We start from the raw sequence: 23552 nt of genomic DNA, 5'->3' as shown, positions 1-23552 counted from the left end.
GTTCTAAGCCGGGCAGATGTCACAGCCACCCCGTTTGTACCGCTAATCTGGATGGGGTCGCGCGCCGCTAGCTCAGTTGGTTAGAGCAGCTGACTCTTAATCAGCGGGTCCGGGGTTCGAGTCCCTGGCGGCGCACCACGGCTGACGCTGATGACCTGGGCATCCTCGTTCACGACGAGGGTGCCCAGAGTCATTTCGCGGCCCTCGCCCGGCAGTCGCCGGGTGGCCTGACCTGCAAGTAGCCGGCGTGTCCGGGAGCGCCGCCTCACCGAGCAGCACCCGATCAGCGATCAGCGGGTCCGAAGCATCGGCTGGAGCGGCCCATGAGGTCCCAAGCCTAGAAATCCTCATACGCCCTGATAAGCCATGATCGCTGCGTGCGACCGGCATCTCACGGATCAAGCATTGACAGGCCCCCGGCCTCGAAGCAGTCGTTGGATGTGAGGTGGAAATGATCGTGAAGCAGATAGTCGGCTTCGCCGCAACGGGTGATCTGAAGGGACTTGAAATTGGAGATCCCTGGTTTAAGGCGCTACGTGTGCTTGGTCCTCCGGACGGCGAGACCGAGGGGCCGGATGACAAGATGTATGCCTTCGCGGGAGTCCAGATTGGTAGATCGCGCAGCGATGTCATCTGGTATATAGCAATAGAGCCTGCCGGGGAAAATGTGAACCTGCCGGTCGGTCTATGCGATTCGGGAAGAGGGCTGACTCCTCGCCGAGATGAGCTGCTTGCCGCGTTGCGCGACCGGGGGGAGGTAGTCATTGAAACCCAGCCCTACGTGCCGGATGAAACATGGTGGCAGGTGGTCGGGTCGGGCGTCCTCATGGACTTCGACGAAGATGGACTCCTCTCCGTTGTGGTGAAGGACGATTTAGCGCTGAAATCCTAGTCGAGCTGGTGGGGGTAATCGCCTTGCTCGGTCGTCGGGGGGTGGATACGTTCGGCAACATGGCAGACGAAAGCGTGCGTGTCGCGCGGCTGTTGGACGCCCAGGCCAAAGCGGCCGAGCTGTTCCGCGAGGTGGAGACGCGGGGCCTGATCGCGAGTGGGCGCGGCGAACGCGCGGTCAGTGACAGCATCCGTGATCTGGCCAACGAGATGTTCGGCACAACCCGCCACTGGCACAAGCGGATCGTGCGATCCGGGCCCAACACCCTCCAGCCGTACCAGGAGAACCCTCCGGATCGGATCATCGGCGAGGACGACATCGCCTTCGCCGACTTCGGCCCCATCTTCGAGGCATGGGAGGCCGACTTCGGGCGCACCTTCGTGCTCGGCGACGATCCCGTCAAGCATCGGCTGCGCGAGGATCTGCCCGCGGTCTTCGCCGCCGGACGCCGCGTCTTCGAGGCCGAGCCGGATATCACCGGGGAGCGACTGTATGCCGAGGTCGAGCGGCTGTCCGCCGAGGCCGGGTGGGAGTTCGGGGGTTCGATCGCCGGGCACCTGGTGGGCGAGTTCCCCCACGAGAAGATCGACGGCGCCGACATCGAGTCCTACATCGCACCCGGCAACGAGACACCGATGCGACGCACCGACCGGGCCGGACGGCGCTGCACCTGGTCTTGGAGATCCATCTGGTCGATCGGGAACGGGGGTTCGGTGGCTTCTACGAGGAACTGCTCGACCTTGGATGACCCGCCCTTCGGGAGCCCGTACACCGACTGGGAGGCGGCGCGCCGAGGCTGGACCCTGCTCGCCTGCGACCCCGGTGACCACCCATGAGACCGTCGACGCATTTCGGTATCCGTCGAAACCCGGCTGAACCACCGCGTTGCCTGTGGCGTCTTTCGGCCTGAGGCGGTCCTGATGGGGAATGAGGCAGGCGATGGCAATATCGATCAAGGGAGTGTCGGCCATGCGGTTGAGCGCGCGCAACAAGATCCCGGCGAGGGTGACCGCCGTGACCCACGGTGAGGCGACGGCGAATGTGGAGCTTGACGCCGGTGGGGTGCGGCTGGTGGCTTCGATCACCACGGAGGCCGCAGAGGAGCTGGGCCTGTCGCAGGGCAGCGAGGTGATCGCGCTGATCAAGGCCTCCGACCTGATCTTGGCCGTGAAGGACTGAGGACGGGACCCACGCCGGACGGCCAGGATGGAACGGCCGTCCGGCTTGGTGAGACCACCGCGCCGCTGGGGCCAAGCGCACCGGGTTCGGTAGCCTTTGCGCATGGTGGAGAGCGATCGCGAGAGGTTGCGGGAGACCTTCAGCGAGGACGCTGAGCTGTATGACCAGGCCCGTCCGGGTTATCCGCCTGAGGTGTTCGAGGATCTGGCTGATCTGGCCGGAACCCGCGCGGGGTGCCGGGTGCTGGAGGTCGGCCCCGGGACGGGGCAGGCTACGGTGCCGTTGGCCGAGCGGGGTTGCCAGATCGTCGCGGTGGAGCTCGGGGCGGCGATGGCCGTGGTGGCTCGCCGCAATCTGGAGCGTTTTCCGCTGGTCAACGTGGTGACCTCGGCGTTCGAGGAGTGGCCGCTGCCGGAACAGCCGTTCGACGTCGTGCTGTCGGCGACGGCGTTCCACTGGATCGACCCGGCGGTCAGGGTGGGCAAGGCGGCCGACGCCCTGCGCGTCGGTGGTGCGCTGGCCACCATCGCCACCCATCATGTCGCCGGCGGCAGCGAGGACCTCTTCCGCGAGGTGCAGCACTGCTATGAGCGGTTCGACCCCTCGACGCCGCCGGGACTGCGTTTGCTCCCCTCCAGCGACATCCCCGCCGACAGCGCGGAACTGGACGGGTCTAAGCGGTTCGGACCGGCCGTCTTCCGTCGCTATGAGTGGGAGTTGTCGTACTCGACCGCGCGATATCTCGATGTGCTGCGTACCTACTCCGGTCACCGAATGCTGGAGGAGGGTGCGCGAGATGGGCTGCTGAGCTGCATCGGATCTCTGATCGAGCGACACGGCGGCCAGATCAGCAAGCGCTACCTCACCGAGCTGCGAGTCGCCCACCGCCTCACCTGAGGCAGCGGGGGAGAGCCGGTCGCGTCATGGTCGAGCATTCCGACGATGACCGGCTGGGCATGGGGATTAGTACCGTTCGGCGTTATCGTGGGGTCAAGGTTCGGTCATCGGAATGGATGTGCGATGTCTCCACCGGGTGCGGTGGTACCGGTGAGTGGTGCCGGTGCCGGTCGGCATCAGTGCGGAGTGTTCGACTCGGATGCCGCGCGCAGGAAGATGACCGCTGACGCCGTACGGGCGGGCCTGTCCGGCGGGCAGCGGGTGATGTACTTCAGCGGCGGGCGCGAGCCTCACGAGGTTCTGTAGGAGCTTCAGGCCTATGGGAGTGCCCGCGCCGCTCGCTCCGTGACCCCCGCCGGTCAGCCGGCGGAGACTGTGGCGGTCCTGCCGTTGGCGTTCGAGATGTCCGCCGGCGCGGGGTCCAGATGGCCGCCCTCGCGGTCGTGACGGTCGGCGTCGGCGTCGTCGAACCAGACTCCTCCGTCGCCCAGGTAGCGGAAGCAGATGGGCCGATCGGCGGGGACGGAGATCGTCACCTGGTAGACGTCGTCGTCCTGCCGCATCGGATGGGCGTAGGGATCCCAGGCGTTGAAGTCGCCCACGAGGGAGAGGCCGGCCGGCGCCTGGTCGACCGGCACGGTGAAGGTGAGTTCGACAAGCCCGTTCTTGGCGGGCCGACCACGTTTGATCATCGTTTGTCCTCCAACTGCCGGTCATGTCCGCGACGAGAGAACGTACGAAGTGGTCATCTGACCGCCGATGTCGCGGAAAGCTGCCCCCCGGGCAGCCGTATCTGCGTCCTACCCCTGGCCGTCGTCGGGGATTCCTGCGCGTGTGCCAAGCACAGCCATGGATTCGCTCTGGCCCTTACAGGCGGCCGGGCTAGTGGTACACGGGCATGAAACCGTCCGCGCCGTCGGGCCGGAAACCCTCGGGCGGGAAGCCGTCAGCCCTCTCTGGTAGGAGGTCGGTCGTCTGGAGGACGTCACAGAGCCGGGTCAGCTCCAGCACGCGGTGGAGGAAGCCGTGCACTCCGCTCAGCCGGAGAGAGCCACCGGCCCTGTCCGCCGCCATGTGGCCTTCCAGGAGGGCGTCCACGCCGGTCACATCGCAGAAATCCAGGGCGGACGCGTCCACGACCAGGGTGGTGTGCCCGTCGCGCAGGAGATCGTCGAGGGTCCCGGCCAGGAGGCCGGTCGTCGCGAGATCAAGATCGCCTGCCAGCCTCAGCACCGTGACAGGCGGATGGTGTGACACGGAGATTATTAATTGCATGGCTATTTAGGTGCTTTCATCGGATTTGGGTGCTATTTCCAAATCACGCTACCCCTCGGCATCTCATCTATCGGTAACGTCACGGCCTGCCGTTCGACGTGCGACGTCGTGCTGTTCCAGGGGGAGTCACGGTTCGGGCAAATACGCAAAGAGGAAGGAGCGTCCGCGTCGACAGGGACGAGGATCAGGGGCGTCGTCCCACCCCCGGTGGACGGCGCGCGGATCCGCCCGCGTGCCCCCCGTGTAGGGCTCCATCGGCGGCGTGCCCATCCCGGCGCGGCTTCCGGCCGGAGCCCGGTAGGGCACACCGGGTCAGGTCGTGGCGGGCTCGCCGGGATCGCTCGGGGCCTTGAAGCCGGTCGCCTTGTGCGAGCCGTCGCAGAACGGCTTGGTCGACGACCGGCCGCACCGGCACAGCGCGACCGTCGCCCTGCCAGGGTCGATGGGACGCCCGTCCTGGGTCATCAGGGCGAACGGCCCACGTACGAGAAGCGGGCCGTCCTCACACGGCGTCACCGTGACCAGGTCCTCACTCCGCTGAGCCATCTCTCCATCGTGCCCGGCCGGGGGAAAGCAAATCCACCACTCCACCACGTGGGGAAACATCCCACTTCACGGGGAGACCCCCGCCTTGGGCATGGGAGGAAACGCGGCACCGTGCCGCAGGGATGGGAACACACAAGCGAGGATCGACCGATCGCGCGGTAGCATGTGGCGCGTGGCGCAGATGGGTGAGTGGGCGTTCAAGTTCCGCTGGAAGTCCCGTAAGAAGTCGCGTGCGAGCCGGTGAACCCTCGGTCACCCGCCGCTTCGGGTAGGGGGTTGGTGTGGACCTTTCCGCCGCCGAGAGCGAGCTGTACGGAGGCACGCCCGACGACTTCGTGGAAAGGCGCAGGCACCTGGCCGCCGAGGCCAAGAAGGCGGGTGACGCCGGGCTCGCCAAGCTGATCGGAGCGCTGCGGCGCCCCACCGTGTCGGCGTGGGCGGTCAACCGGCTCGCCAGGTCCGATCCGGACGAGCTGGCGCGGCTGCTCGACCTCGGCGCGGAACTGCGTTCGGCGTGGGCGTCGGGCGAGCCGATCGGCGGCATCGACCAGCGGCGGGGCGAGCTGGTCTCCGGTCTGGTCCGTACGGCCCAGTCGCTGGCGAGCGAGGCGGGGCGCCCGCTGCGCGAGCCGGCGACCCGGGAGGTCGAGGACACCCTGCACGCCGCGACGATGGACCCGGCGGTGGCCGAGGAGGTACGCGCGGGCTCGCTCGCGCAGCCGCGGAGCTACGCCGGGTTCGTCCCGACCGGCGAGCTCGCCGAGCCGGGCGCGGCGCCGACCGCCGGGACCGTACGGCCCGCCGCCGAGCAGCGAGGTGACGGCGCGAAGCGCGGTGACGGCGCGAAGCGCGGTGATGCCGGGAAGCGCGGTGACGGCGCGAAGGGTGGCGACGGGGCCGCGAGGAAGCGGGCAGGGAAGCCGGACGAGGCCGCCAAGAAGCGCGAGGAAGAGGAACGGCGCCGTCGGCTGGCCGAGCGGTCGGCCGCCGCCGACGCCGAGGCGCGCGACGCGGAGCGGGCCCTCGGCGAGTGGGAAGCGGAGGTCGGCGACGCCGGGAGGGCCCGCGCGGCCGTAGCGGAGGAGACGGAGCGGCTGCGCAGGGAGCTCAAGGCCGCACTAGACCGGCAGGAGACGGCCGAGAAGCGGCTGACCCAGGCCGAGCGGGAACATGGCCGCGCCGCCCGCCGCGCCGCGGAAGCCCGCCGCCACTCCGACGAGCTCCGGCGCAAGCTGTAAGCGCCTCCGGTCGAGAATCCGGCCCGTGATGAGGGGAGACGCGCAACCGGGGTAGGCATGGAGGTAGGCCCTCGTCGTCTCGTGCGACCGGGGCGGTCCGGCGTGGTGGCCCTTCCCGGGTCGCCACGGCGCAGCGGCGTGCCGAACACAGGGGGAAACACCGCGATGAAGAAGTTCTCTCTCGTAGCCGTGGCTCGCCGGCAGATGGAACGCGCGGCCGAGTCGACCGGCGGGCAGGCGGCCGACACCGTGGTCGGCGGGCACGAGCGCGTCCTGCGGCAGACGGTGGTCGGGCTCACGGAGGGCACCGTCCAGAGCGAGCACGAGCTCCGGGGAGAGGCGACGGTGTACGTGCTGTGGGGGCGGGTGCGTGTGGTGTCCGGCGAGGTGTCGTGGGACGCCCTGGCGGGGGACCTGCTCATCGTGCCGGACTCCCGCCACCACCTGGAGGCACTGGAGGACTCGGCGATCCTGTTCACCGTGGCCATGCCGCGCTAGACCCCGCGGCCGGCCACCCCAGCCGTGCGACATGGCATGTCAGCCGTGAGCCATGCCACGTTGGACGTGCGCCATGCCACGTTGGAGGTGCCGCCCGTGCGGCATGGGCTGGACGTGCGGGATGCCGCGCTGGGCGGTGCGCGTGCTCCCGCGGGTCCGTTCAGGCGAGGGTGGCCTCCCTGGGGTCCCAGTCGGCGGGCAGGGGCTCGGGTTCCTGGGCGGTGGTCTCAAGGTGCCGGAACTCGCTGCGGTCGGCGGACTCGATGATCGCCGTCATGGCCTCCAGCACGTGCAGGGCGAGCGCGCCGGAGGCGCGGTGGGGAACGTCGGCCCGCAGCGCGCGGGCCATGTCCAGCACGCCGAGGCCCCGCCCGATCGTGGTCCCCTCAAGGGGCAGCTCGCGCCAGTCGCCGTCGCCCGCCCCGCGTACCCTGAGCGGCCCCTTGAACGTGTTGGGGTCAGGGAGCGAGAGCGTGCCCTCCGTGCCGATGATCTCGACCATCGTCACACCGGCCGGCGAGTCGAAGCTGAACGTCGAGGACGCGCTCGCCCCGCCGGTGAAGTCGACCAGAGCCATGACGTGCGTCGGCACCTCGACGGCGAAGCGCGTACCGCCCTTCGGCCCCGAGCCGATGACCCTGTGCGGCCGGGCCTGCCGCGCGGTGGCGGCGACCTTGCAGACCGGGCCGAGCATCGCGACCAGCGCGGTGAGGTAGTACGGGCCCATGTCGAACAGCGGGCCCGCGCCGCGCTGGAACAGGAACTCGGGGCTCGGGTGCCACGACTCCGGTCCCGGGCTCTGCATCACGGCGGTCGCCGCCACCGGCGTTCCGATCAGGCCGGACGCCAGGGCCCGCTTGGCCGACTGGAGGCCCGCGCCGAGGAAGGTGTCGGGCGCATTGCCGATGCGCAGCCCGCGCGAGGCCGCGTCGGCCAGGAGCTTGTCACCCTCGCCGGGGTCGAGCGTCAGCGGCTTCTCCCCGTACACGTGCTTGCCGGCACGCAGGGCGGCGGAGGCGACGGACGCGTGCGCGGCGGGGATCGTCAGGTTGACGACGATCTCGACGTCGGGGAGCGCGAGGACGGTGTCGACGTCGCCCGAGACCGGGACGTCGTACGCCCGCGCCTTCGCCTCGGCGCGCTCGGCGTCGAGGTCGGCGACCCCGAGCACCCGAATGTCGGGGAACGTGGTGAGGTTGCGGAGGTAGGCGTCGCTGATCGCGCCCGCGCCGACGATGGCGATCCCCACGGGCCCGGTCGTCATGCGCCCTCCAGCCCGGTCAGGTACGCGTGGCTTCCGGCGAGGGCCTCGACGATGTCGGTGGCGCAGTGGTCGAGCTCGACGATGCGCCACGCGCCGGGTGCGGCGGCGAGGATGTCCGGCACCGGCATCACCCCCTCGCCGACGGCCGTGTGGGGTTCCTCCTTGACGCCGGGGCCGTCCTTGACGTGCAGGGCGGTGACGCGGTCGCCGAGGCGTCCGAGCAGCGCGGGCACGTCGGCGCCGCCCACGGCCGCCCAGTAGGTGTCGATCTCCAGGAACAGCTCGGGGGCGAGCATCCCGGCGAGCACCTCGATGGCGTGGACTCCGTCGATCTTCGGCTCGATCTCCCACCAGTGGTTGTGGTAGCCGAGCCGCATGTCGTACCGGGCCGCGTGTACGGCGAGGCCGTTGAGGAGGTCGGCGGTACGGGCGAGACCGTCGCGCGTCGTGAAGTCCTCATGCGGGATGCCGCCCGGGATGATCACCAGGTCCGTGCCGACGGTGCCGATCGCGTCGAGGACGAGGTCCGGGTCCTCGCTCAGCAGAGCGTAGGCGTGCGTGCTGGAGACGGTGAGCCCGAGATCGTCGATCACCCGCCGGAAGCCCTTGGGATCGTCGGTCGGGTCGTACGGTTCCACGGCGCCGTAGCCGATCTCCGCTATCCGCCGTAACACTCCGTCACGATCCTCCTTCATGTGATCGCGAACGGTGTACAGCTGCACGCCCAGCGGCTTCACCATCAGGGTCGAATCCTCCTGGCTCACATGGCGGAGTGCTCGTGCGGAGATGCCGCACGCACTTGCCGGTAATGATTCGGTAAAACGCTAAAACGTTGCATATCGAATGACAACGGGTTAGTTGTGTGCCGACGGGGAGACGCCGTCCTCCGGCGGGAGGCCGGGCCGGTCGTGGCGGTTTACCGAATAAAATTCTAGAAGTCTGCGGATGAATGTACGAGAGGCGAAAAGGTGGGGAGGCCGTCCCCGGCCTCCCCACGGTCGCCACGGCCTCTCCGTGGTCCCTACGGCTTGCCCGCCGTCGCTACGGCTTGCTCGCGCCGCTCACGGCGGGCTCGCTCGGCGTCTCCTCGATGGGAGGCGCGATCGGCCGCGAGCCCCGGCGGCGCTCCCGCCGGGCCCGGCTCTTCTCCTTGCGGGTCTCGACCATGGTGTACAGGGTCGGCACCAGCAGGAGGGTGAGCAGGGTCGAGCTGATCAGGCCGCCGATGACGACGATCGCCAGCGGCTTGGAGATGAACCCGCCTCCGCCGGTGATCCCGAGCGCCATGGGCAGCAGCGCGAAGATGGTGGCCAGGGCCGTCATCAGGATCGGCCGCAGCCGCCGCCTGCCGCCCTCGACGACCGCCTCGTGCAGGGGCATGCCCTGCTCGCGGTACTGGTTGATCAGGTCGAGCAGGACGATGGCGTTGGTGACCACGATGCCGACCAGCATCAACATGCCGATCATCGCGGCCAGGCCGAGCGAGGTGCCCGTCACCAGCAGCAGTCCGATGGCGCCCGTGGCCGCGAACGGGATCGAGACCAGCAGCACCAGCGGCTGGATCAGGCTGCGGAACGTCGCCACCATGACGAAGAACACCAGGGCGATCGCGGCCACCAGCGCCAGCCCGAGGCTCCCGAAGGCCTCGGCCTGGTCGGCGCTCACCCCTCCGATCTCGTACGACGCGCCGACCGGGAGGGTGAGGGCCTTCAGCTTGGTCTGCAGCGCGGCGCTGGTGCCCCCGAGGTTGGACCCGGTGGCCTTGCCGGAGACCGTGGCGCTGCGGTCGCCGTCGATGCGGGTGACCTCCACGGGCCCGTTCACCGTCCTGACGCTCGCCACGTCCCCGACGGTGACCTTCCCCGCGATCTTCAGGTCGCGCAGGTCCGCGAGGGAGGTGGGGGTGTCGCCGCCGCGCAGGATGACGTCGGCCGTGGTGCCGTCGAAGGCGAGCTGGGTGACGGTGGTCCCCCTGAACGCCTGGGACACGGCCTGGCCGATGGCCAGCTCGCTGAGGCCCTTCTCCGCCGCCTTCTTGCGGTCGACGGTGACGTCGATGCGCGGGGCGGTGTCGGCCACCGTGCTGGTGACCTCGCTGACGTCGGGCACGTCGGCCATGGCCTTCTGGACCGTCTGCGCGGCGGTGCGCAGGGTGTCCAGCTCGGCCGCGCGGACGACGACCTGCAAGGAGTCGCCGCCGAAGCCGCCGGACTGCCCGACGGTGATCTCGCCGGCGTCGGTCAGCCCGGCGAGGCGTTCGGTCAGCCTCTTCTCGACGGCTCCCGCGTCGGTGCCGTCGCGCAGCGTGAGGGAGTAGCTCGCGCGGGCCGTGCCGCCCCCGCCGCCGCCGAAGCCTCCGAACCCGCCGCCGCCACCGCCCACGGTGACCTGGTACGACTCGACCTCGCTCGTGCCGGTTACCACCTGCTCGACCTTCTTGGCCATGGCGTCGGCCGAGGCGAGGGAGGTGCTGACCGGGAACTTCTGCCTGACGCTGATGGTGTTCTGGCCGGAGTTGTCGATGAAGCTCGTTCGCAGCAGCGGGACCAGGCCCAGCGTGCCGACGAAGATCACCATGGCGATGGCCACGGTGGTGATCCGGTGCCGGGTGGCGAAGCGGATGACCGGGACGTACATGCGCTGGAGGGGGCTCCTGCGCTCCTTCTCGTCGGCCGCCCGCCGGATCGCCTCTGCGTCGCCGGCCTTGGGCCGCTTGGGGAACCAGTAGCTCAGCACCGGCACGACGGTCAGCGACACCAGCAGCGAGGCGAGCAGCGCGACCGTCACCGTGATCGCGAACGGGCTGAAGAGCTCGCCCACGAGGCCGCCGACGAACGCGATGGGCAGGAACACCGCCACCGTCGTCAGCGTGGAGGCGGTGACCGCGCCGGCCACCTCGCGCACGCCGTTCTCGACGGCCCGGCGCTTGTCCTCGCCGTACGACAGGTGGCGCTTGATGTTCTCCAGGACCACGATCGAGTCGTCCACCACCCGCCCGATGGCGATGGTGAGCGCGCCCAGGGTCAGCATGTTCAGCGAGTAGTCCTGGGTCCACAGGGCGATCAGGGCGATCAGCACCGAAAGCGGGATCGACACCGCCGTCACGATCGTGGAACGCAGCGAGAACAGGAACAACAGGATGATCAGCACGGCCATCGCCAGGCCGAGCAGGCCCTCGGTGGTGAGGCTCTCGATGGCCTGTTCCACCGACGGCGCCTGGTCGAAGATCACGGTGAACTGCGCGCCGCCGCCGAGGGACTTGGCCAGCTCGGGCAGCTTGGCCCGCACGTCGTGCGAGATCGCCACCGCGTTGCCGTCGGGCTTCATGGTGATCGAGACGCCGAGGCTGGGCTTGCCGTTGGTACGGGTCAGCGTGGTGGACTCGGCGAGACCCAGCTTGACCGTGGCGACGTCGCCGAGCCGCGCGGGTTTGGGAGCGGCGGCCGGACGGGCGGGTGCCGCCGCGCCCTGCGCGCCGGGAACGCCCTGGCCACCCGGCCGCTGTGCCTGCGCCTGACCGCTGGGGGCGGCGGCGGACGGCGGGAGGTAGAGGTCGGCGATGTCCTTCACCGAGCCGAGCGCGGTGCCGACCTGGACGGTGAGGGACTGGCCGGTCTTGGTGAGCGTGCCCGCGGGCACCGGCGCGCCGGCCGACTGGATCGCGCCAGCGATCGCCGAGGCGGTGAGCCCCCGCTTGGCGAGCTCCTTGTCGTCGGGCGTGATCGTGATGACCTGCTTGCGCGTGCCGGTCACCGACACGTCCCTGACCCCGGCCACGCCGCTGAGCGCGGGGACCGCCTGCTCGTTCAGCTTGTCGGCGAGCTGCTGCTGGCCCTCGGACGATGCGACCGCGAGCTGGACCACGGGGATGTCGTCGGTGCTGCCGACGACCGCCTGGGGGTCGACGTCGGCGGGGAGCTGCGACTTGATCCGGCTGATCGCCTGCTGGATCTGGCCCTGCGCCGCGTCGATGTCGGTCCCGAAGTCGAACTGCACCTGGAGCGTCGCGCTTGACTCGCGGGAGGTGGAGGTGACCCCCGTGACGCCCGTCAGGCTCCGGACGCTGTCCTCAAGCGGCCGGGTGACGCGGTCCTCGACGATCTGCGGCGCGGCCCCGGGGTAGGGCGCGACGATCGACACCGCGGGGAAGGACAGCGAGGGCAGGAGCTGTTGCTTGAGCGCCGGGATGGTGTACACGCCGAAGGCGGCCACCACGATCGTGATGAGGGCGACGAGCCCGCGGTTGGCGAGGCTCAGTCTGGCGAGTAACGACATCGGTCCACTTCTTGTCGGTTCGGCGGGGATGCCGGGTGGCGTCCTGGGAGAGGTCAGGGCTCGGGCGGGCCGGAGAACAGGCCCGCTCTTCAAGGCTCATCGCTGCCGGAGGTGCGAACGTCCGTCGCGGGGAGGGTCTTCGACTACCGCGATCGCCGTAGATCCCGCCCCGGAGTACCACGCGCGCCGGTCGGGGCGGCGAAGGACTCAGCGCGGCTGGGGGCGCACCAGGCCGGTCTCGTAGGCGATCACGACGAGCTGGGCGCGGTCGTGGGCGCCGAGCTTGAGCATCGCCCGGTTGGCGTGCGTCTTGGCGGTCATCCGGCTGATGCCCAGGTGGTCGGCGATCTGGTCGTTGGTCAGCCCGGAGGCGACCAGCGTCATGACCTCGCGTTCGCGGTCGGTCAGCGCGGCGAGGCTGTCGGGCGAGTGGTCGGCGCTCGCGCCGGGAGCCGACAGGAAGCGGGCGATGAGGCTCTTGGTGGCGCCGGGGGAGAGCAGGGCGTCGCCGCGCGCCACGACGCGGATGGCGTCCTGCAGTTCGCCGGCCTCGACGCCCTTGCCCAGGAACCCGCTGGCCCCCGCGCGGAGCGCGGCGAAGACGTACTCGTCGATCTCGAAGGTCGTGAGCACCAGGACCCGCACAGCGGACAGGCTCGGATCGGAGGTGATCACCTGGGTCGCGGCGAGCCCGTCCATCTCGGGCATGCGGATGTCCATCAGCACCACGTCCGCCTTGGTGTCGCGGGCGAGCCGCACCGCCTCGTGGCCGGTGTGTGCCTCGCCCACCACCTCAAGATCGGGCGCGGAGTCGACCAGGACGCGGAATCCGGCCCGTACGAGGGCCTGGTCGTCTGCCAGCAGGACGCGGATGGTCACAGGGCGCTCGTCACGGGCGCGGGCAGGACGGCGTGGACGCGGAAGCCGCGCCCCGGGGACGGCCCGCCGCTGAACGTGCCGCCCACCGACAGGGCCCGCTCGCGCATGCCCAGCAGCCCGTGGCCGGTGGTCGCGGCGGTGGCGTGGCCGAGGCCGTCGTCGGTGACGTCCACGGTCAGGTCACGCTGCCCGTAGGTGATGCGCACCCGCGTCGTCGCCTCGCCCGCGTGCTTGCTCACGTTCGTCAGCGCCTCCTGGACGACGCGGAACGCCGTCAGCTCCACCGGGGAGGGGAGCGGCCGTGGAGTGCCTTCGAGATGGCAGTCGACCCTGAGCCCCGCCGCCGTGAACGACGTGATCAGCTCGGGGAGGCGGTCGAGGCCCGGCGCCGGCTCGGTGGGCAGCTCCTCGGTGGTGCCGGGCCGGCGCAGCAGCCCGACCGTGGTGCGCAGCTCGTCGAGCGCGGCCCGGCCGGCCTGGCGGATGTGGCCGAGCGCCTCGCGGGCCTGCCGGGGCTCGTCGTCCATCACGTGCGCGGCCACCTGCGCCTGGACGTTGATCAGCGCGATGTGGTGGGCGAGCACGTCGTGCAGCTCTCTGGCGATGCGCAGGCGCTCTTCCATCACCCGCCGCTCGGCCTCCTCCTCACGGGTCTGCTCGGCCCTCCGCGCGCGCTCCTCGACGGCGGCGACGTACGCGCGGCGGCTGCGCACCGAGTCGCCCGCCGCCGTCGCCATGCCGATCCACGCGATCTGGCCGACCACCTCCGGTCCGTACCACGACACGTCGGAGAAGGCGACGCGCGCGGCGACGAGAACGAGCGCGGAGATCATCCCCACCCTCCACGCGGCGCGGCGCGGGCTGTGGGTGGCCATGGTGGCGATCGCGATGGCCGGGATGAGGTCGAGGGGGGTGCGCGTGGCGCCCACGACCAGGTGGGCGACGAGGGCGGCCAGGGTCACGGCCACGACCACGCGGGGCCACGCGCGCCGGAACACCAGGGCGGCGCACATCACCCCGCCCAGCACCGCGCCGGCGGGGGTCAGCGGCAGGGCCTCCCTGGGATGACCGGCCTGCGGGGCCATGATCGTCACAGCGAAGGTCACGGCCGCGATGACGGTGTCCACCACGTACGGGCGGGAGCGGATGGCGTCGCGCAGCCTGGTCAGACGACTCACGTCCCTACGTTAGGGGTGACCTGGGCGTGTTTCCTCGTCCGTGGGGACAATACGCCGCTACGACGATCGCGGTACGCGGCCCTGGCGGGTACGCCGGCCGCGTGACGCGGGCCAGGGTTGACCGGTGCGGGTATCTCGCTGTGGAAAATCCGCGTCAACTCCTCATAAACGGGAACCGTGATCCATGCGGAGACGGTAACAGTGCCGATCGAAACCCCGCAGGTGACCGGCGGTGGGGATCGGTCTTCGCCCTGACGACGGTCCTCCGGCCGCGGCGAGTCGTACGGCGGCTCGCGGCGAGCCGCACGGCGACGGAGTAAGGAGAAGACATGGCCCGACCGAGGGAAGTCCCCACCCTGCTCGGTGAGCTGGCCGCGGAGTTCGCGGGCACGTTGATCCTCATCCTCTTCGGCACGGCGGTCGTGGCGCAGGTGGTCGCGGGCGGCGTCGGCGGCCACGACAGCATCGCGTGGGCCTGGGGACTCGGCGTCACGCTCGGCGTCTACACGGCGGGCAGGATCAGCGGCGCGCACCTCAACCCCGCCGTCACGGTCGCCCTCGCCGTCTTCAAGGGCTTCGCGTGGCGCAAGGTCCTGCCGTACTCGCTCGCCCAGACCGCGGGGGCCTACGTCGCCGCGCTCCTGGTGCGGTGGAACTACAGCGAGGTGCTCGCGATGGCCGACCCCGGTCACACGATCAAGACCCAGGGCGTCTTCTCCACGCTGCCGGGCAACGGCGCCCTCCCCGTGCACGAGTGGGGGGCCTTCCGCGACCAGGTGATCGGCACGGCGATCCTGCTGTTCCTCGTCCTCGCCGTCACCGACCTCGGCAACAACTCCCCGGCCGCGAACCTGGCGCCGTTCGTCGTCGGCCTCATCGTGGTGGCGATCGGCATGGCCTGGGGCACCAACGCGGGCTACGCCATCAACCCCGCCCGCGACTTCGGGCCCCGCCTCGCCTCGTTCCTCACCGGGTACGGCACGGCCTGGCGCGACCAGTACGGCAACCTCTACTTCTGGGTGCCCATCGTGGCGCCGATCATCGGAGGCGTGCTGGGAGCAGGGCTCTACCAGGTGCTCGTCGCCCGCTTCCTGCCCACGACGGCGGAGCCCGAGCCCGGTACCGTCCCTGCCGAGAGGGAAGTCGTCTGAGGCGCCGGCCGGCACATTCGCAGGGCACAAAGGAGGCAACATTTCATGGCTGACTTCGTTGGAGCGGTCGACCAGGGCACGACGAGCACCCGCTTCATGATCTTCGATCACGGCGGCAACGAGATCGCCCGCCACCAGCTCGAACATGAGCAGATCCTCCCGCAGGCGGGCTGGGTCGAGCACAACCCCGTGGAGATCTGGGAGCGCACCCGCGCGGTCATCGAGACCGCGCTCGGCAAGGCCAACCTGTCGGCGTCCGACCTCGTCGCGCTCGGCGTCACCAACCAGCGCGAGACCACCGTGGTCTGGAACCGCAGAACAGGACGGCCGTACTACAACGCCATCGTCTGGCAGGACACCCGGACCGACCGCATCGCCAGCGCGCTGGAGCGCGAGGGCAAGGGCGAGGTCATCCGCCGCAAGGCCGGGCTGCCGCCGGCGACGTACTTCTCCGGCGGCAAGATCAAGTGGATCCTCGACAACGTCGACGGCGTTCGTGAGGCCGCCGAAGCGGGGGAGGCGGTCTTCGGCAACACCGACACCTGGCTGCTGTGGAACCTCACCGGCGGCACAGACGGCGGCGTACACGTCACCGACCCCACCAACGCCAGCCGGACGATGCTGATGAACCTGGAGACGCTCGACTGGGACGACGAGCTGCTGTCGTTCTTCGGCGTCCCCCGCCAGATGCTGCCGGAGATCCAGCCGTCCTCCCACCCCGGCCTGTACGGCCTGACGCGGGCCGGCGGGCCCCTTCGCGGGGAGGTCCCGCTCTCCGGCGACCTCGGCGACCAGCAGGCGGCGACCGTCGGCCAGGTCTGCTTCGGCGTCGGCGAGGCCAAGAACACCTACGGCACCGGAAACTTCCTGCTCCTCAACACCGGCAACGAGCTGGTCAGGTCCAAGCACGGCCTGCTGACGACCGTCTGCTACCAGTTCGGCGACGACAAGCCGGTGTACGCGCTGGAGGGCTCGATCGCCGTGACCGGCTCGGCCGTCCAGTGGCTGCGCGACCAGCTCGGCATCATCTCGGGCGCCGCGCAGAGCGAGTCGCTGGCCCGGCAGGTGGAAGACAACGGAGGGGTGTACTTCGTGCCCGCCTTCTCCGGGCTGTTCGCGCCGTACTGGCGGTCCGACGCGCGCGGCGCGATCGTCGGGCTGTCCCGGTTCAACACCAACGCGCACATCGCCCGGGCCACGCTGGAGGCGATCTGTTACCAGACCCGGGACGTCGTCGAGGCCATGCAGAACGACTCGGGCGTCCACCTCGACGTGCTGCGGGTCGACGGCGGCGTCACCGCCAACGACCTGTGCATGCAGATCCAGGCCGACATCCTCGGCGTGCCGGTCTCCAAGCCGGTCGTGGCCGAGACCACCGCGCTCGGCGCCGCGTACGCCGCGGGCCTCGCCCTCGGCTTCTGGAGCTCCACCGACGAGCTCAAGAGCAACTGGAACGAGGACAGGCGCTGGCTGCCGACCTGGGCGGAGGAGAAGCGCGCAGAGGGGTACACCGGCTGGAAGAAGGCCGTGGACCGCACGCTGAACTGGGTCGACGTCGACTGATCAGGAGCAGTCCCCCGCTTCACCTGGAGGCCTGACCGGTTCGCCGGCCGGGCCTCCGGCAGGTCCGGGCACCCTTTCCGGGGTCGTGGGTGGTGCCCTGGGTGCTGGATATCGCCCTGTTCATCCGATGTTCGCGGGGCGTTCGGGCCGGGCGCGGCGCCGTGGGCCGCCACCGGGCCCGTGTTCCCCCTGGTAGCCGCCATTCCCTCTGTGGATAGCGGCATCTCCTAACCAATTTGACCGATTGGTGTCAGCAAAGCCTGATATTTCCCGACATGTTGTGCGATGAAATGGTCCATCTGTCTCATCAACCCCCCTTGGACCTGGCGCCACCCCTGAGCCCGGTCCAGAGACAGAAGGAGAGACTCGTGAGACGAGTCGCGTTCCTCGCCACGGCCACCGCTCTCACGTTCGCCGTCACCACAGTGACGACGAGCACCGCGGCCAACGCCTTCACCCCGCCGAACATCCCCTCCGCGAGCACGGCGAGCTCAGAGCCGGCCGCGCTCACCGTCGACATCGAGAGGAACTCCGGGACCTACAACCGCGACCTGTTCCCGCACTGGATCACCATCTCGGGCGCCTGCAACACCCGGGAGACGGTGCTCAAGCGCGACGGCTCCGGGGTGGTGACCAACTCCAGTTGCGCCGCCACCTCGGGCAGGTGGACCTCCCCGTACGACGGCGCCACCTGGACCGCCGCCTCCGACGTGGACATCGACCACATGGTATCCGCGCCCGTGACACCTAGAGGGAATTGAAATGGCAGGTCAGGCTGTCAACGGCATGGTGCCGACATGCACTGAGCTGATGCGTCTCAGGGGTGAGCGCGGGTACGAACTCCGGGGAGCGCCAGAGCGTCGCAACACATCAGGACGAGTTGAATGGATACGGCGGGGCCTGGAGATGACGTCTCCAGGCCCCACGTTGACATTGGCCAGGACGTGCCCCTCGGCACAATCACTTCGATCAGCGTCGACCGAGGTGTCGCAGTGGGAGCCACACGAGCGCCACAAGGCCTTGTTGATCGTTTCAGGTGACATCGCGGCCGGGGATGGCGTCCCGAGTCTTGGTGCCGCTGCCCAATAGACCTATGATCATGACGAGTCCGTACACCAGGAACGGCCACCCGTATGGGTGGCGTGGCGCCCATTGGTCGAAGGTAATCGCCAGTCCGGTCAGGATGATGCATCCAGCTAGGAACCAGCCCAGGATTCGACCAGTGGTGTGCTGACGGAGTAGCAGGATCGCGAGGATAATAGCCGTCACGACCCCAGGCCATGCCAGCACGGGATATTCCCAGCCGTACGTGACATTAACTGCTTCTCGGAGCCAATAATTGATCGGTATTTGAATAATAGAAACAGGAAGGGCGATGAGTGTCATAACAATTGCGCCATACATTTGGTCGCCCAGATGGTTTTCGATAGTGAGCCATGTGAGCGTGCATACAGCTAGAGCATATGGTAGCGCGATAAGACTTAACGAGAGTTCGCGCCGTTGACGCGCAAAGCGAATCATTGAGCACTCCCTTTCTGTTACAAAGGTTGGGGCTGGCCCGGATGCGTAGAGCACATCCGGGCCAGCCCCATTGATTATAATGCCGAGCCGCCAAACGCTCGCACGCCGTTGTAGTACATGCGAGCAGAGTCCAGGCATGAGACCTTTTTGGAAATTGGGTAACCTCTAGAGTTTCTCCACGTTCCCGTCATTTTGGCACAGATGCGTTCCTTGAGGATGGTGTAGAAGACGGCATCAACAGCAGCACGCTTCGACTTGGGTAGGCCATTGGCCTCGCCGTTCATCTTGTTTCGAATCAGGCCATAACCGTAGTCGTGTGAGTCGCAGGCGGCCTTGAAGCTAACCCAGTCATAAGGCTTATTCGGAACGCTACTGCAGCCATCGTTGGTGATACCCATGACTGAGCCACCTGTGTAGGTACCCTTCCAGAGGGGCGTGCGGAAATCGTATCCGGCACCCTTTAGAACGTCCACCCGGACCTGACACCTGCCGTAGAGCATGTAGTCAGCGGCGCTGGGTGCCGGACACGATGTGGCTGCGACGGCGAACCCTGCGGCTGCGGTGGCGCTCGTCATCTTGCCAGGCGCCGAGTAGGTGAGTGTCCAGGTTCCGTCCTCGGCGGTGGTCAAGCTTGTGATGTTGCCCTGGACATCGTAGGCGTAAGTAGACCGGCGGACAGGATCACCGTCGGCTTGACGGCTGTCCTCTACCTGACGGAGGCGCTTGGCGGAGTCGTACTTGTAGGAAACAGCTGTGACTGCTGCGGTATCGCCGGCAGCGTCATAGCTGATCGTTTTGAGTTGGCCTGCGACGTCACCGAGTGTGGAGGATGTTGCGGTTGTCGTGGTGGCGTACTGGAATGTTGCTGTGGAACATGCGGCAGGAGCACTCACGCAATTGGAGTCCGGCGTGGGCGGAGAGATGATGCGCGTGAACCGTCCGGTGGTTTCGTACTCGATGAGCTGCTTGCCGCTGTCCTTGCCTCCAACAGCGGTGACCAAGTACTCCTGGCCGACCTTGGTCCAGGTGTAGACAAGATCGGCGCTTTCCAGGGTCTGGGTGAAGGTGCCGTCGGCATTCTTCACCAAGGTGCCACCCCCGTCCGTGGAGGTGTAGGTGCCGTCCGGGTTGAGCTGGAATCGATAGTGCTCGGTGCCGATGTTGAGGGCGATCTCGATGTAGCCGTTGGCCGTGAAGTCCTTGAGCCTGTTGCCCAGTACGCCACCTAGAGGCTCCAGCTGCCAGTTCGGTCCAAGGACCGCTTCGTTGTCTCGGACGGCGTCGACTCGTTGCCCGGCAGTGTGGTTGCGCGTGACCATGAGCCCATCGTCGGTCAGGTCGATCGCCGAGGTGATCCAGTTGCCGGTCAGGGGCTCGACGTGGCCAGGCTTGAAGTCCGCAGGGCCGGGGTCGGCGGGGTCATCGCCTTCTCCGGGGGTGATTACCTCATCGGAGGTGACTTGCAGGATGGGGGCGGCCAGTCCGTCGGTGTTCTCAGCTGAGGCGAAGATGCGGTAGTTGGCCTGCTTGGCTTCTGTGGGGGACTGGAGGACGAACCCGTGGTTGGGTGTGCCGGCGGCCCATTTAGCCACGATGGGGGTGACGTTCCAGGTCATGGTGCCGCTGCCGCAAGAGCCGAGCTGGGAGCCTTCGGTGGAGATGACGGCGTCCTCGGTGGTATTGCTGGGCTGCGGAGTCCAGGTCTGGGTGGTGGCATCCCAGTGGCTGGTGATGCGACGGACCTGAATGCCGGCCGAGACTGTGGGACCACAGCTGGGGGCATCGATGTTGGTGAGCTTAAGCACCGCATTGGTCGGGGTCTTCAGACCTCGGGTGTCGAAGCGCAGGTAGGTACGGGCTTTCTCACCGTCGGTCTCGGTGCCGGCTTTCAGGTACTCACCAGAGACGTTGTTGCCGTCGAAGGCGCTGTTGACGTCGGTGTCATCGTTGAGCGGCAGCACGACGGAGGGGTCGACGGTGACAGGGTAGGCCGTGGCTGGGTTGGCGAGAAACTCGGTCGACGGCTTGAGGATCAGGGTCTTGCCCTCGCCACTGGCGGCCACTTCAGTGGCAATGTCACCGACGCGCTCCTGGCCGCCTTGCAGTGTGCGGAACTGCTGGCTTTTTCTGCTGTGGGCGGCGAGTGGGGAGGTGGCGTCGTACATGACCGGGGTGGAGGAGACGGCGACGACCTTGTCGCCCTCCTTGACCGTCAACCGACTGCCCTTCTCCTTGCTGACCTCCAGTCCCTTGCCGGTGACCGGGACCTTGATCTCGACCGGTCCAGTGGGACGGCGGTTGAGCACGACGTCGAAGCGCAGACCGGTGGGCAATGCGGTGGCCACCAGATCTCCGGCACCATCAGCGACCACGCCGCGGTAGATGGCCCTGCTGCCGTCGATTTCCGGCTTTGGGAGCTGACCGGCCCAGCCGAGCTCCAACACCGCACCGGAAGGCTGCTCTACCTGGGCGAAGGGACCGGCCCCTCCTGCAGAGAAGCGCACGTCGCTCGTTGCCACCTTGGGTCGCAAGGTGGACCGTCGGCGACGAGGTGGGTATCGATATCGGCCCAGCTGCCATCGGCCTGCTTGACGCGGATCGGTCCAGCGTGCAGCTCGGTGAGGATCTTGCCGTCCGCCAGCTTGTAGGCGGTAGAGGTTTCCGTACGGTCGACGACCATTCGCTCAGCGCCGGTCGATGTCACGGACGGGGAGGGCTGAGGGGTAGGCGAGGCGTAAGCCGCCGTAGTGGCAGCAAGAACAGCCCCAGCGCTTAGTGCGCATGCTAACGCCAGCCTTCGAGAATACGTCATTGACTTCCTTGAAGAAGGGGGTAAGGACAGAGTCAAGTTACACAGCGAACCTTCAGCTTGACCAGAAAGATCAAGCAAGAAATCACGTCGCCGGGATTCTCGATCGACCGGTCAAGCATTCACCACACAGAAGAAATGGCCACCTAATCAGGCAAGATCACTGTACGCAGCGGCACGAAAACTCAACCAGTGTGCCCTAGATCACAATAGGCTCGATCTCCTGGTCATGAGTTGATCGCACACATCCGACCGAAGAGCGGAAAGGAAGCAAGAAAAAATTCGGCGCCCTTTATCATTAGCATTAAGGTTCGACCATCGTGGAGACCACGTACATCGCGCCGGCGATCCAAAGCTCGGTGGTCTGGCGAGGGCACCGTGAGGTTGACCGAGAAGGTAGTCAACTCGCACCAAGGCAGTCCGCGTAGACTGCACGCGACCTAATGGCCTAAGCAGTTCACACGTTTTCGGATTTCCGAAATTCGCTGCCCCATAACAACATGGCCTGGTGAGTCCAGGAACCTGGGATCTCCTTTAGGTCATCGAACTGTCGTAACCGATGCCACTGATGTTGCGCTCAGGTCATCTCATATCGTGCGAGCCGGCGGCGGAGTTCAAGGTTCTCGCCCTGTGCGATCTCCAATGACTTCCGGAGCAGGGCGACCTCTTCCCGGTGGATCCGCTGTTGCTGGCTGAGTCGTGCGCTCAGTGCGCGCACGGCGGCTGACGTCGACGAGGTCTCGTCCAAGGGGAGAGGGCGGCTGGGCGCTGGACCGGCCTTTGCGCGGTGCCGCTCGATCAGGGGGCGGAGTTCGTGGTGCCTGTAGAGGAAGTCGGTGCTCACGCCGGCTTTGCGCGCGAGGGAGGCGAAGCTGATCGACTCGCCGCTCTGGGTCATCTGGGCCAGGGCGGCACGGGCACGTTTCTCGGCGTTGTCGGTGCGCGCCCGGACGGCCTGGCGCAGGTGATCGGGCAGTGAGCTCATGTCGTCGGTTCCTTCGATGGCGATGCGGGCAGTTGTGCTCGGTCGGCTGCGCCGGCTCCGCGTACGGCACGAAGCTTCCCGCCGTCGCGCACGCCGATCTGATCGAGCGTGATCAGGACCTTGCGCAGGGCCTGGGTCTCGCTCAGACGTCCGGCGAGCCACACGTTGTCCTCCTCCATGGGCTGGCCGTAGCGAGCGGTGAACTGTGCCTGGCGACGGGCGACCAGTTCTTCGGTCTGGGCGAGCTGGCGTGCGAGTTCGTCACGGTGGCTGGCGTCGGTGACGAACTTGTCGCAGGTGAGGCACGCGTTTCCCTTCGAGCAGACCTGTTTGGGCGGCAGCATGCACCAGCCGTTCGGGAGTACGCGGTCGGCGCGCTGGTCCAGGTGCAGGAGGTCATAAAGGTCGCTCGGGTCCAGGGCTGCCGTCCTGCCGTCGGCGGTGACCTTCTTGTAGCGCAGGAACTCGCGTTCGGCGGTGATCGCGAGGGTTTTCGCGTAGTGCATGGTCATGGCCGGGGTCAGATGGCCTAGATAGCGCATCACGACGTGAACCGGAACTCCGGCGTTGATCAGGTCGGTTGCCCGCGTGTGCCGGAAGGTGTGGGTCTTGGAGACTCTGACCGGGCGGCCGACACTGTCGGTGATCGCCAGCTTCCGGGTCAGCACACCGAGCCGGACGTGGAACGTGGCCGAGGCATAGGGCCTCAGCCCGAGGCGGTTGTTCCTGGTCTGCAAGAAGAGGTAACGCGGCGTGGCGCCTTCCGGAGCGCCATGGGAGACGATGAACTCGCGGGCCCATTGCTGCTGCAGGCGGATGATGTCGACGATCTCCTGGTCCACTGGGATGGTCGGCGGATCCCCGCTGGTGATCTTCGTCTGCTGATACCTCAGCCGGGCAACGAAGCCGTCCGCTTCCTTACCGTCCTGCTGGCCTACCGTGATCAGTGGCAGCAGCGGATCGAAGTCCATCATCAGGACCTCGTTCATCCGGCGACCGGTCCGGATCAGCAGCATGAGCGCATGAAATGCCTGCCGGTCGCCCAGTCCCCCTTCGGTCTTGGGCTCGGCAAGGATGCCCGAGCCTGCCCCTCTCTGTCAGACTCTTGTGAGACATAGGACGAATGAGTCCTCATGATGTGAAACAGAGCTAGACAGGACGATCGAGACAGTGACGATGACCCTCGCAGACCAGGCCGCCATGAGGGGGCAGGATGGTCTGGTGACCGACGATCGGGTGCGCCGGCCGGTGCGCCGGACCTTCACCGCCGCCTACAAGGCGCGGATCTTGGCGGCCTATGACGCACTGCCCGAGGGCAGCCCCGAACGTGGCGCGCTGATGCGCAAGGAAAAGCTGTATCACTCCCACATCGAGCACTGGCGAAAGCAGCAGGAGAACGGGA

Annotated in this window: 21 protein-coding genes, 1 tRNA gene and 1 pseudogene; 11 read left to right on the top strand and 12 right to left on the bottom strand. The window is 67.9% G+C overall.

Features of this window, described 5'->3' with window-relative positions; genetic code table 11:
• Positions 1–61 precede the first annotated feature (61 nt).
• From AB0B89_RS17425 to AB0B89_RS17405, 5 genes are all read left to right on the top strand, one after another.
• Positions 62–138 (top strand) — tRNA-Lys (locus tag AB0B89_RS17425).
• Between the two features lie 307 nt (positions 139–445).
• Positions 446–892, top strand: coding sequence for a hypothetical protein (locus tag AB0B89_RS17420; protein WP_358553440.1), 447 nt, complete (start codon positions 446–448; stop codon positions 890–892).
• Between the two features lie 59 nt (positions 893–951).
• The gene (locus AB0B89_RS17415; protein WP_358553438.1) at positions 952–1728 is read left to right on the top strand and encodes a M24 family metallopeptidase; all 777 of its coding nucleotides are present in this window, start codon (positions 952–954) and stop codon (positions 1726–1728) included.
• 103 nt (positions 1729–1831) lie between these two features.
• Complete coding sequence (locus AB0B89_RS17410) at positions 1832–2071, top strand: TOBE domain-containing protein (RefSeq protein ID WP_358553436.1); 240 nt, start codon at positions 1832–1834, stop codon at positions 2069–2071.
• A 102-nt stretch (positions 2072–2173) separates the two neighbouring features.
• Complete coding sequence (locus tag AB0B89_RS17405) at positions 2174–2968, top strand: class I SAM-dependent methyltransferase (RefSeq protein ID WP_358553434.1); 795 nt, start codon at positions 2174–2176, stop codon at positions 2966–2968.
• A 359-nt stretch (positions 2969–3327) separates the two neighbouring features.
• Here the strand turns inward: AB0B89_RS17405 and AB0B89_RS17400 are convergent, their stop codons facing one another.
• From AB0B89_RS17400 to AB0B89_RS17390, 3 genes are all read right to left on the bottom strand, one after another.
• On the bottom strand, positions 3328–3660 hold the full coding sequence (locus AB0B89_RS17400; RefSeq protein ID WP_358553432.1) for an isoamylase early set domain-containing protein: 333 nt from the start codon (positions 3658–3660) through the stop codon (positions 3328–3330).
• A 190-nt stretch (positions 3661–3850) separates the two neighbouring features.
• Positions 3851–4243: an STAS domain-containing protein gene (locus tag AB0B89_RS17395; protein WP_358553430.1), complete on the bottom strand. Its 393-nt coding sequence runs from the start codon at positions 4241–4243 to the stop codon at positions 3851–3853.
• A 312-nt stretch (positions 4244–4555) separates the two neighbouring features.
• Entirely contained in the window at positions 4556–4789 is a 234-nt protein-coding gene (locus tag AB0B89_RS17390) for a CDGSH iron-sulfur domain-containing protein (RefSeq protein ID WP_358553428.1), read from the bottom strand.
• A gap of 281 nt (positions 4790–5070) precedes the next feature.
• Here AB0B89_RS17390 and AB0B89_RS17385 point away from each other — a divergent pair, with 281 nt between their 5' ends.
• Together AB0B89_RS17385 and AB0B89_RS17380 are read left to right on the top strand one after the other, a co-directional pair.
• Positions 5071–6027 carry a hypothetical protein gene (locus AB0B89_RS17385; protein WP_358553426.1) on the top strand — a complete coding sequence of 319 codons (957 nt, stop codon included), beginning with the start codon at positions 5071–5073 and terminating at the stop codon, positions 6025–6027.
• 165 nt (positions 6028–6192) lie between these two features.
• Entirely contained in the window at positions 6193–6525 is a 333-nt protein-coding gene (locus AB0B89_RS17380) for a LuxR family transcriptional regulator (protein WP_358553424.1), read from the top strand.
• A gap of 160 nt (positions 6526–6685) precedes the next feature.
• Here AB0B89_RS17380 and AB0B89_RS17375 read toward each other — a convergent pair whose 3' ends face one another.
• The 5 genes from AB0B89_RS17375 to AB0B89_RS17355 form a co-directional block, all read right to left on the bottom strand.
• Complete coding sequence (locus tag AB0B89_RS17375) at positions 6686–7789, bottom strand: Gfo/Idh/MocA family oxidoreductase (protein ID WP_358553422.1); 1104 nt, start codon at positions 7787–7789, stop codon at positions 6686–6688.
• Positions 7786–8529, bottom strand: coding sequence for a sugar phosphate isomerase/epimerase (locus AB0B89_RS17370; RefSeq protein ID WP_358553420.1), 744 nt, complete (start codon positions 8527–8529; stop codon positions 7786–7788). Before AB0B89_RS17370 ends, AB0B89_RS17375 begins: the two co-directional genes overlap by 4 nt.
• A 301-nt stretch (positions 8530–8830) precedes the next feature.
• Positions 8831–12064: an efflux RND transporter permease subunit gene (locus AB0B89_RS17365; RefSeq protein ID WP_358553418.1), complete on the bottom strand. Its 3234-nt coding sequence runs from the start codon at positions 12062–12064 to the stop codon at positions 8831–8833.
• 207 nt (positions 12065–12271) lie between these two features.
• Positions 12272–12943, bottom strand: a complete 672-nt coding sequence (locus AB0B89_RS17360) for a response regulator transcription factor (RefSeq protein WP_358553416.1) — start codon at positions 12941–12943, stop codon at positions 12272–12274.
• Positions 12940–14121, bottom strand: coding sequence for a sensor histidine kinase (locus tag AB0B89_RS17355; protein ID WP_358553414.1), 1182 nt, complete (start codon positions 14119–14121; stop codon positions 12940–12942). The genes AB0B89_RS17360 and AB0B89_RS17355 overlap by 4 nt, the downstream gene beginning before the upstream one ends.
• Positions 14122–14450: 329 nt before the next feature.
• Between AB0B89_RS17355 and AB0B89_RS17350 the strand changes: the two genes are divergently transcribed.
• The 3 genes from AB0B89_RS17350 to AB0B89_RS17340 all read left to right on the top strand — a co-directional run bounded on the left by AB0B89_RS17350 (position 14451) and on the right by AB0B89_RS17340 (position 17596).
• Positions 14451–15272: an MIP/aquaporin family protein gene (locus AB0B89_RS17350; protein ID WP_358553412.1), complete on the top strand. Its 822-nt coding sequence runs from the start codon at positions 14451–14453 to the stop codon at positions 15270–15272.
• Positions 15273–15317: 45 nt separating this feature from the next.
• The gene (gene glpK / locus AB0B89_RS17345) at positions 15318–16835 is read left to right on the top strand and encodes a glycerol kinase GlpK (RefSeq protein WP_358553410.1); all 1518 of its coding nucleotides are present in this window, start codon (positions 15318–15320) and stop codon (positions 16833–16835) included.
• 368 nt (positions 16836–17203) lie between these two features.
• Positions 17204–17596, top strand: coding sequence for a hypothetical protein (locus tag AB0B89_RS17340; RefSeq protein WP_358553408.1), 393 nt, complete (start codon positions 17204–17206; stop codon positions 17594–17596).
• Positions 17597–17867: 271 nt separating this feature from the next.
• Here AB0B89_RS17340 and AB0B89_RS17335 read toward each other — a convergent pair whose 3' ends face one another.
• The 4 genes from AB0B89_RS17335 to AB0B89_RS17320 all read right to left on the bottom strand — a co-directional run bounded on the left by AB0B89_RS17335 (position 17868) and on the right by AB0B89_RS17320 (position 23166).
• Positions 17868–18356: a hypothetical protein gene (locus AB0B89_RS17335; RefSeq protein WP_358553406.1), complete on the bottom strand. Its 489-nt coding sequence runs from the start codon at positions 18354–18356 to the stop codon at positions 17868–17870.
• A gap of 74 nt (positions 18357–18430) precedes the next feature.
• Positions 18431–20875: a phospholipase A2 gene (locus AB0B89_RS17330; RefSeq protein ID WP_358553404.1), complete on the bottom strand. Its 2445-nt coding sequence runs from the start codon at positions 20873–20875 to the stop codon at positions 18431–18433.
• Between the two features lie 867 nt (positions 20876–21742).
• Positions 21743–22150, bottom strand: a complete 408-nt coding sequence (locus tag AB0B89_RS17325) for a DUF6262 family protein (protein ID WP_358553402.1) — start codon at positions 22148–22150, stop codon at positions 21743–21745.
• On the bottom strand, positions 22147–23166 hold the full coding sequence (locus AB0B89_RS17320) for a tyrosine-type recombinase/integrase (RefSeq protein WP_358553400.1): 1020 nt from the start codon (positions 23164–23166) through the stop codon (positions 22147–22149). The genes AB0B89_RS17325 and AB0B89_RS17320 overlap by 4 nt, the downstream gene beginning before the upstream one ends.
• 154 nt (positions 23167–23320) lie before the next feature.
• Here AB0B89_RS17320 and AB0B89_RS17315 point away from each other — a divergent pair.
• Positions 23321–23552, top strand: a pseudogene (locus tag AB0B89_RS17315) (hypothetical protein); the annotation flags it as partial.

The sequence above is a fragment of the Sphaerisporangium sp. NPDC049002 genome (assembly GCF_040649355.1).
Classification (GTDB): domain Bacteria; phylum Actinomycetota; class Actinomycetes; order Streptosporangiales; family Streptosporangiaceae; genus Sphaerisporangium.
The sequence above is the reverse complement of the archived record's forward strand: the minus strand, read 5'-3'. Positions and strand labels throughout refer to the sequence as shown.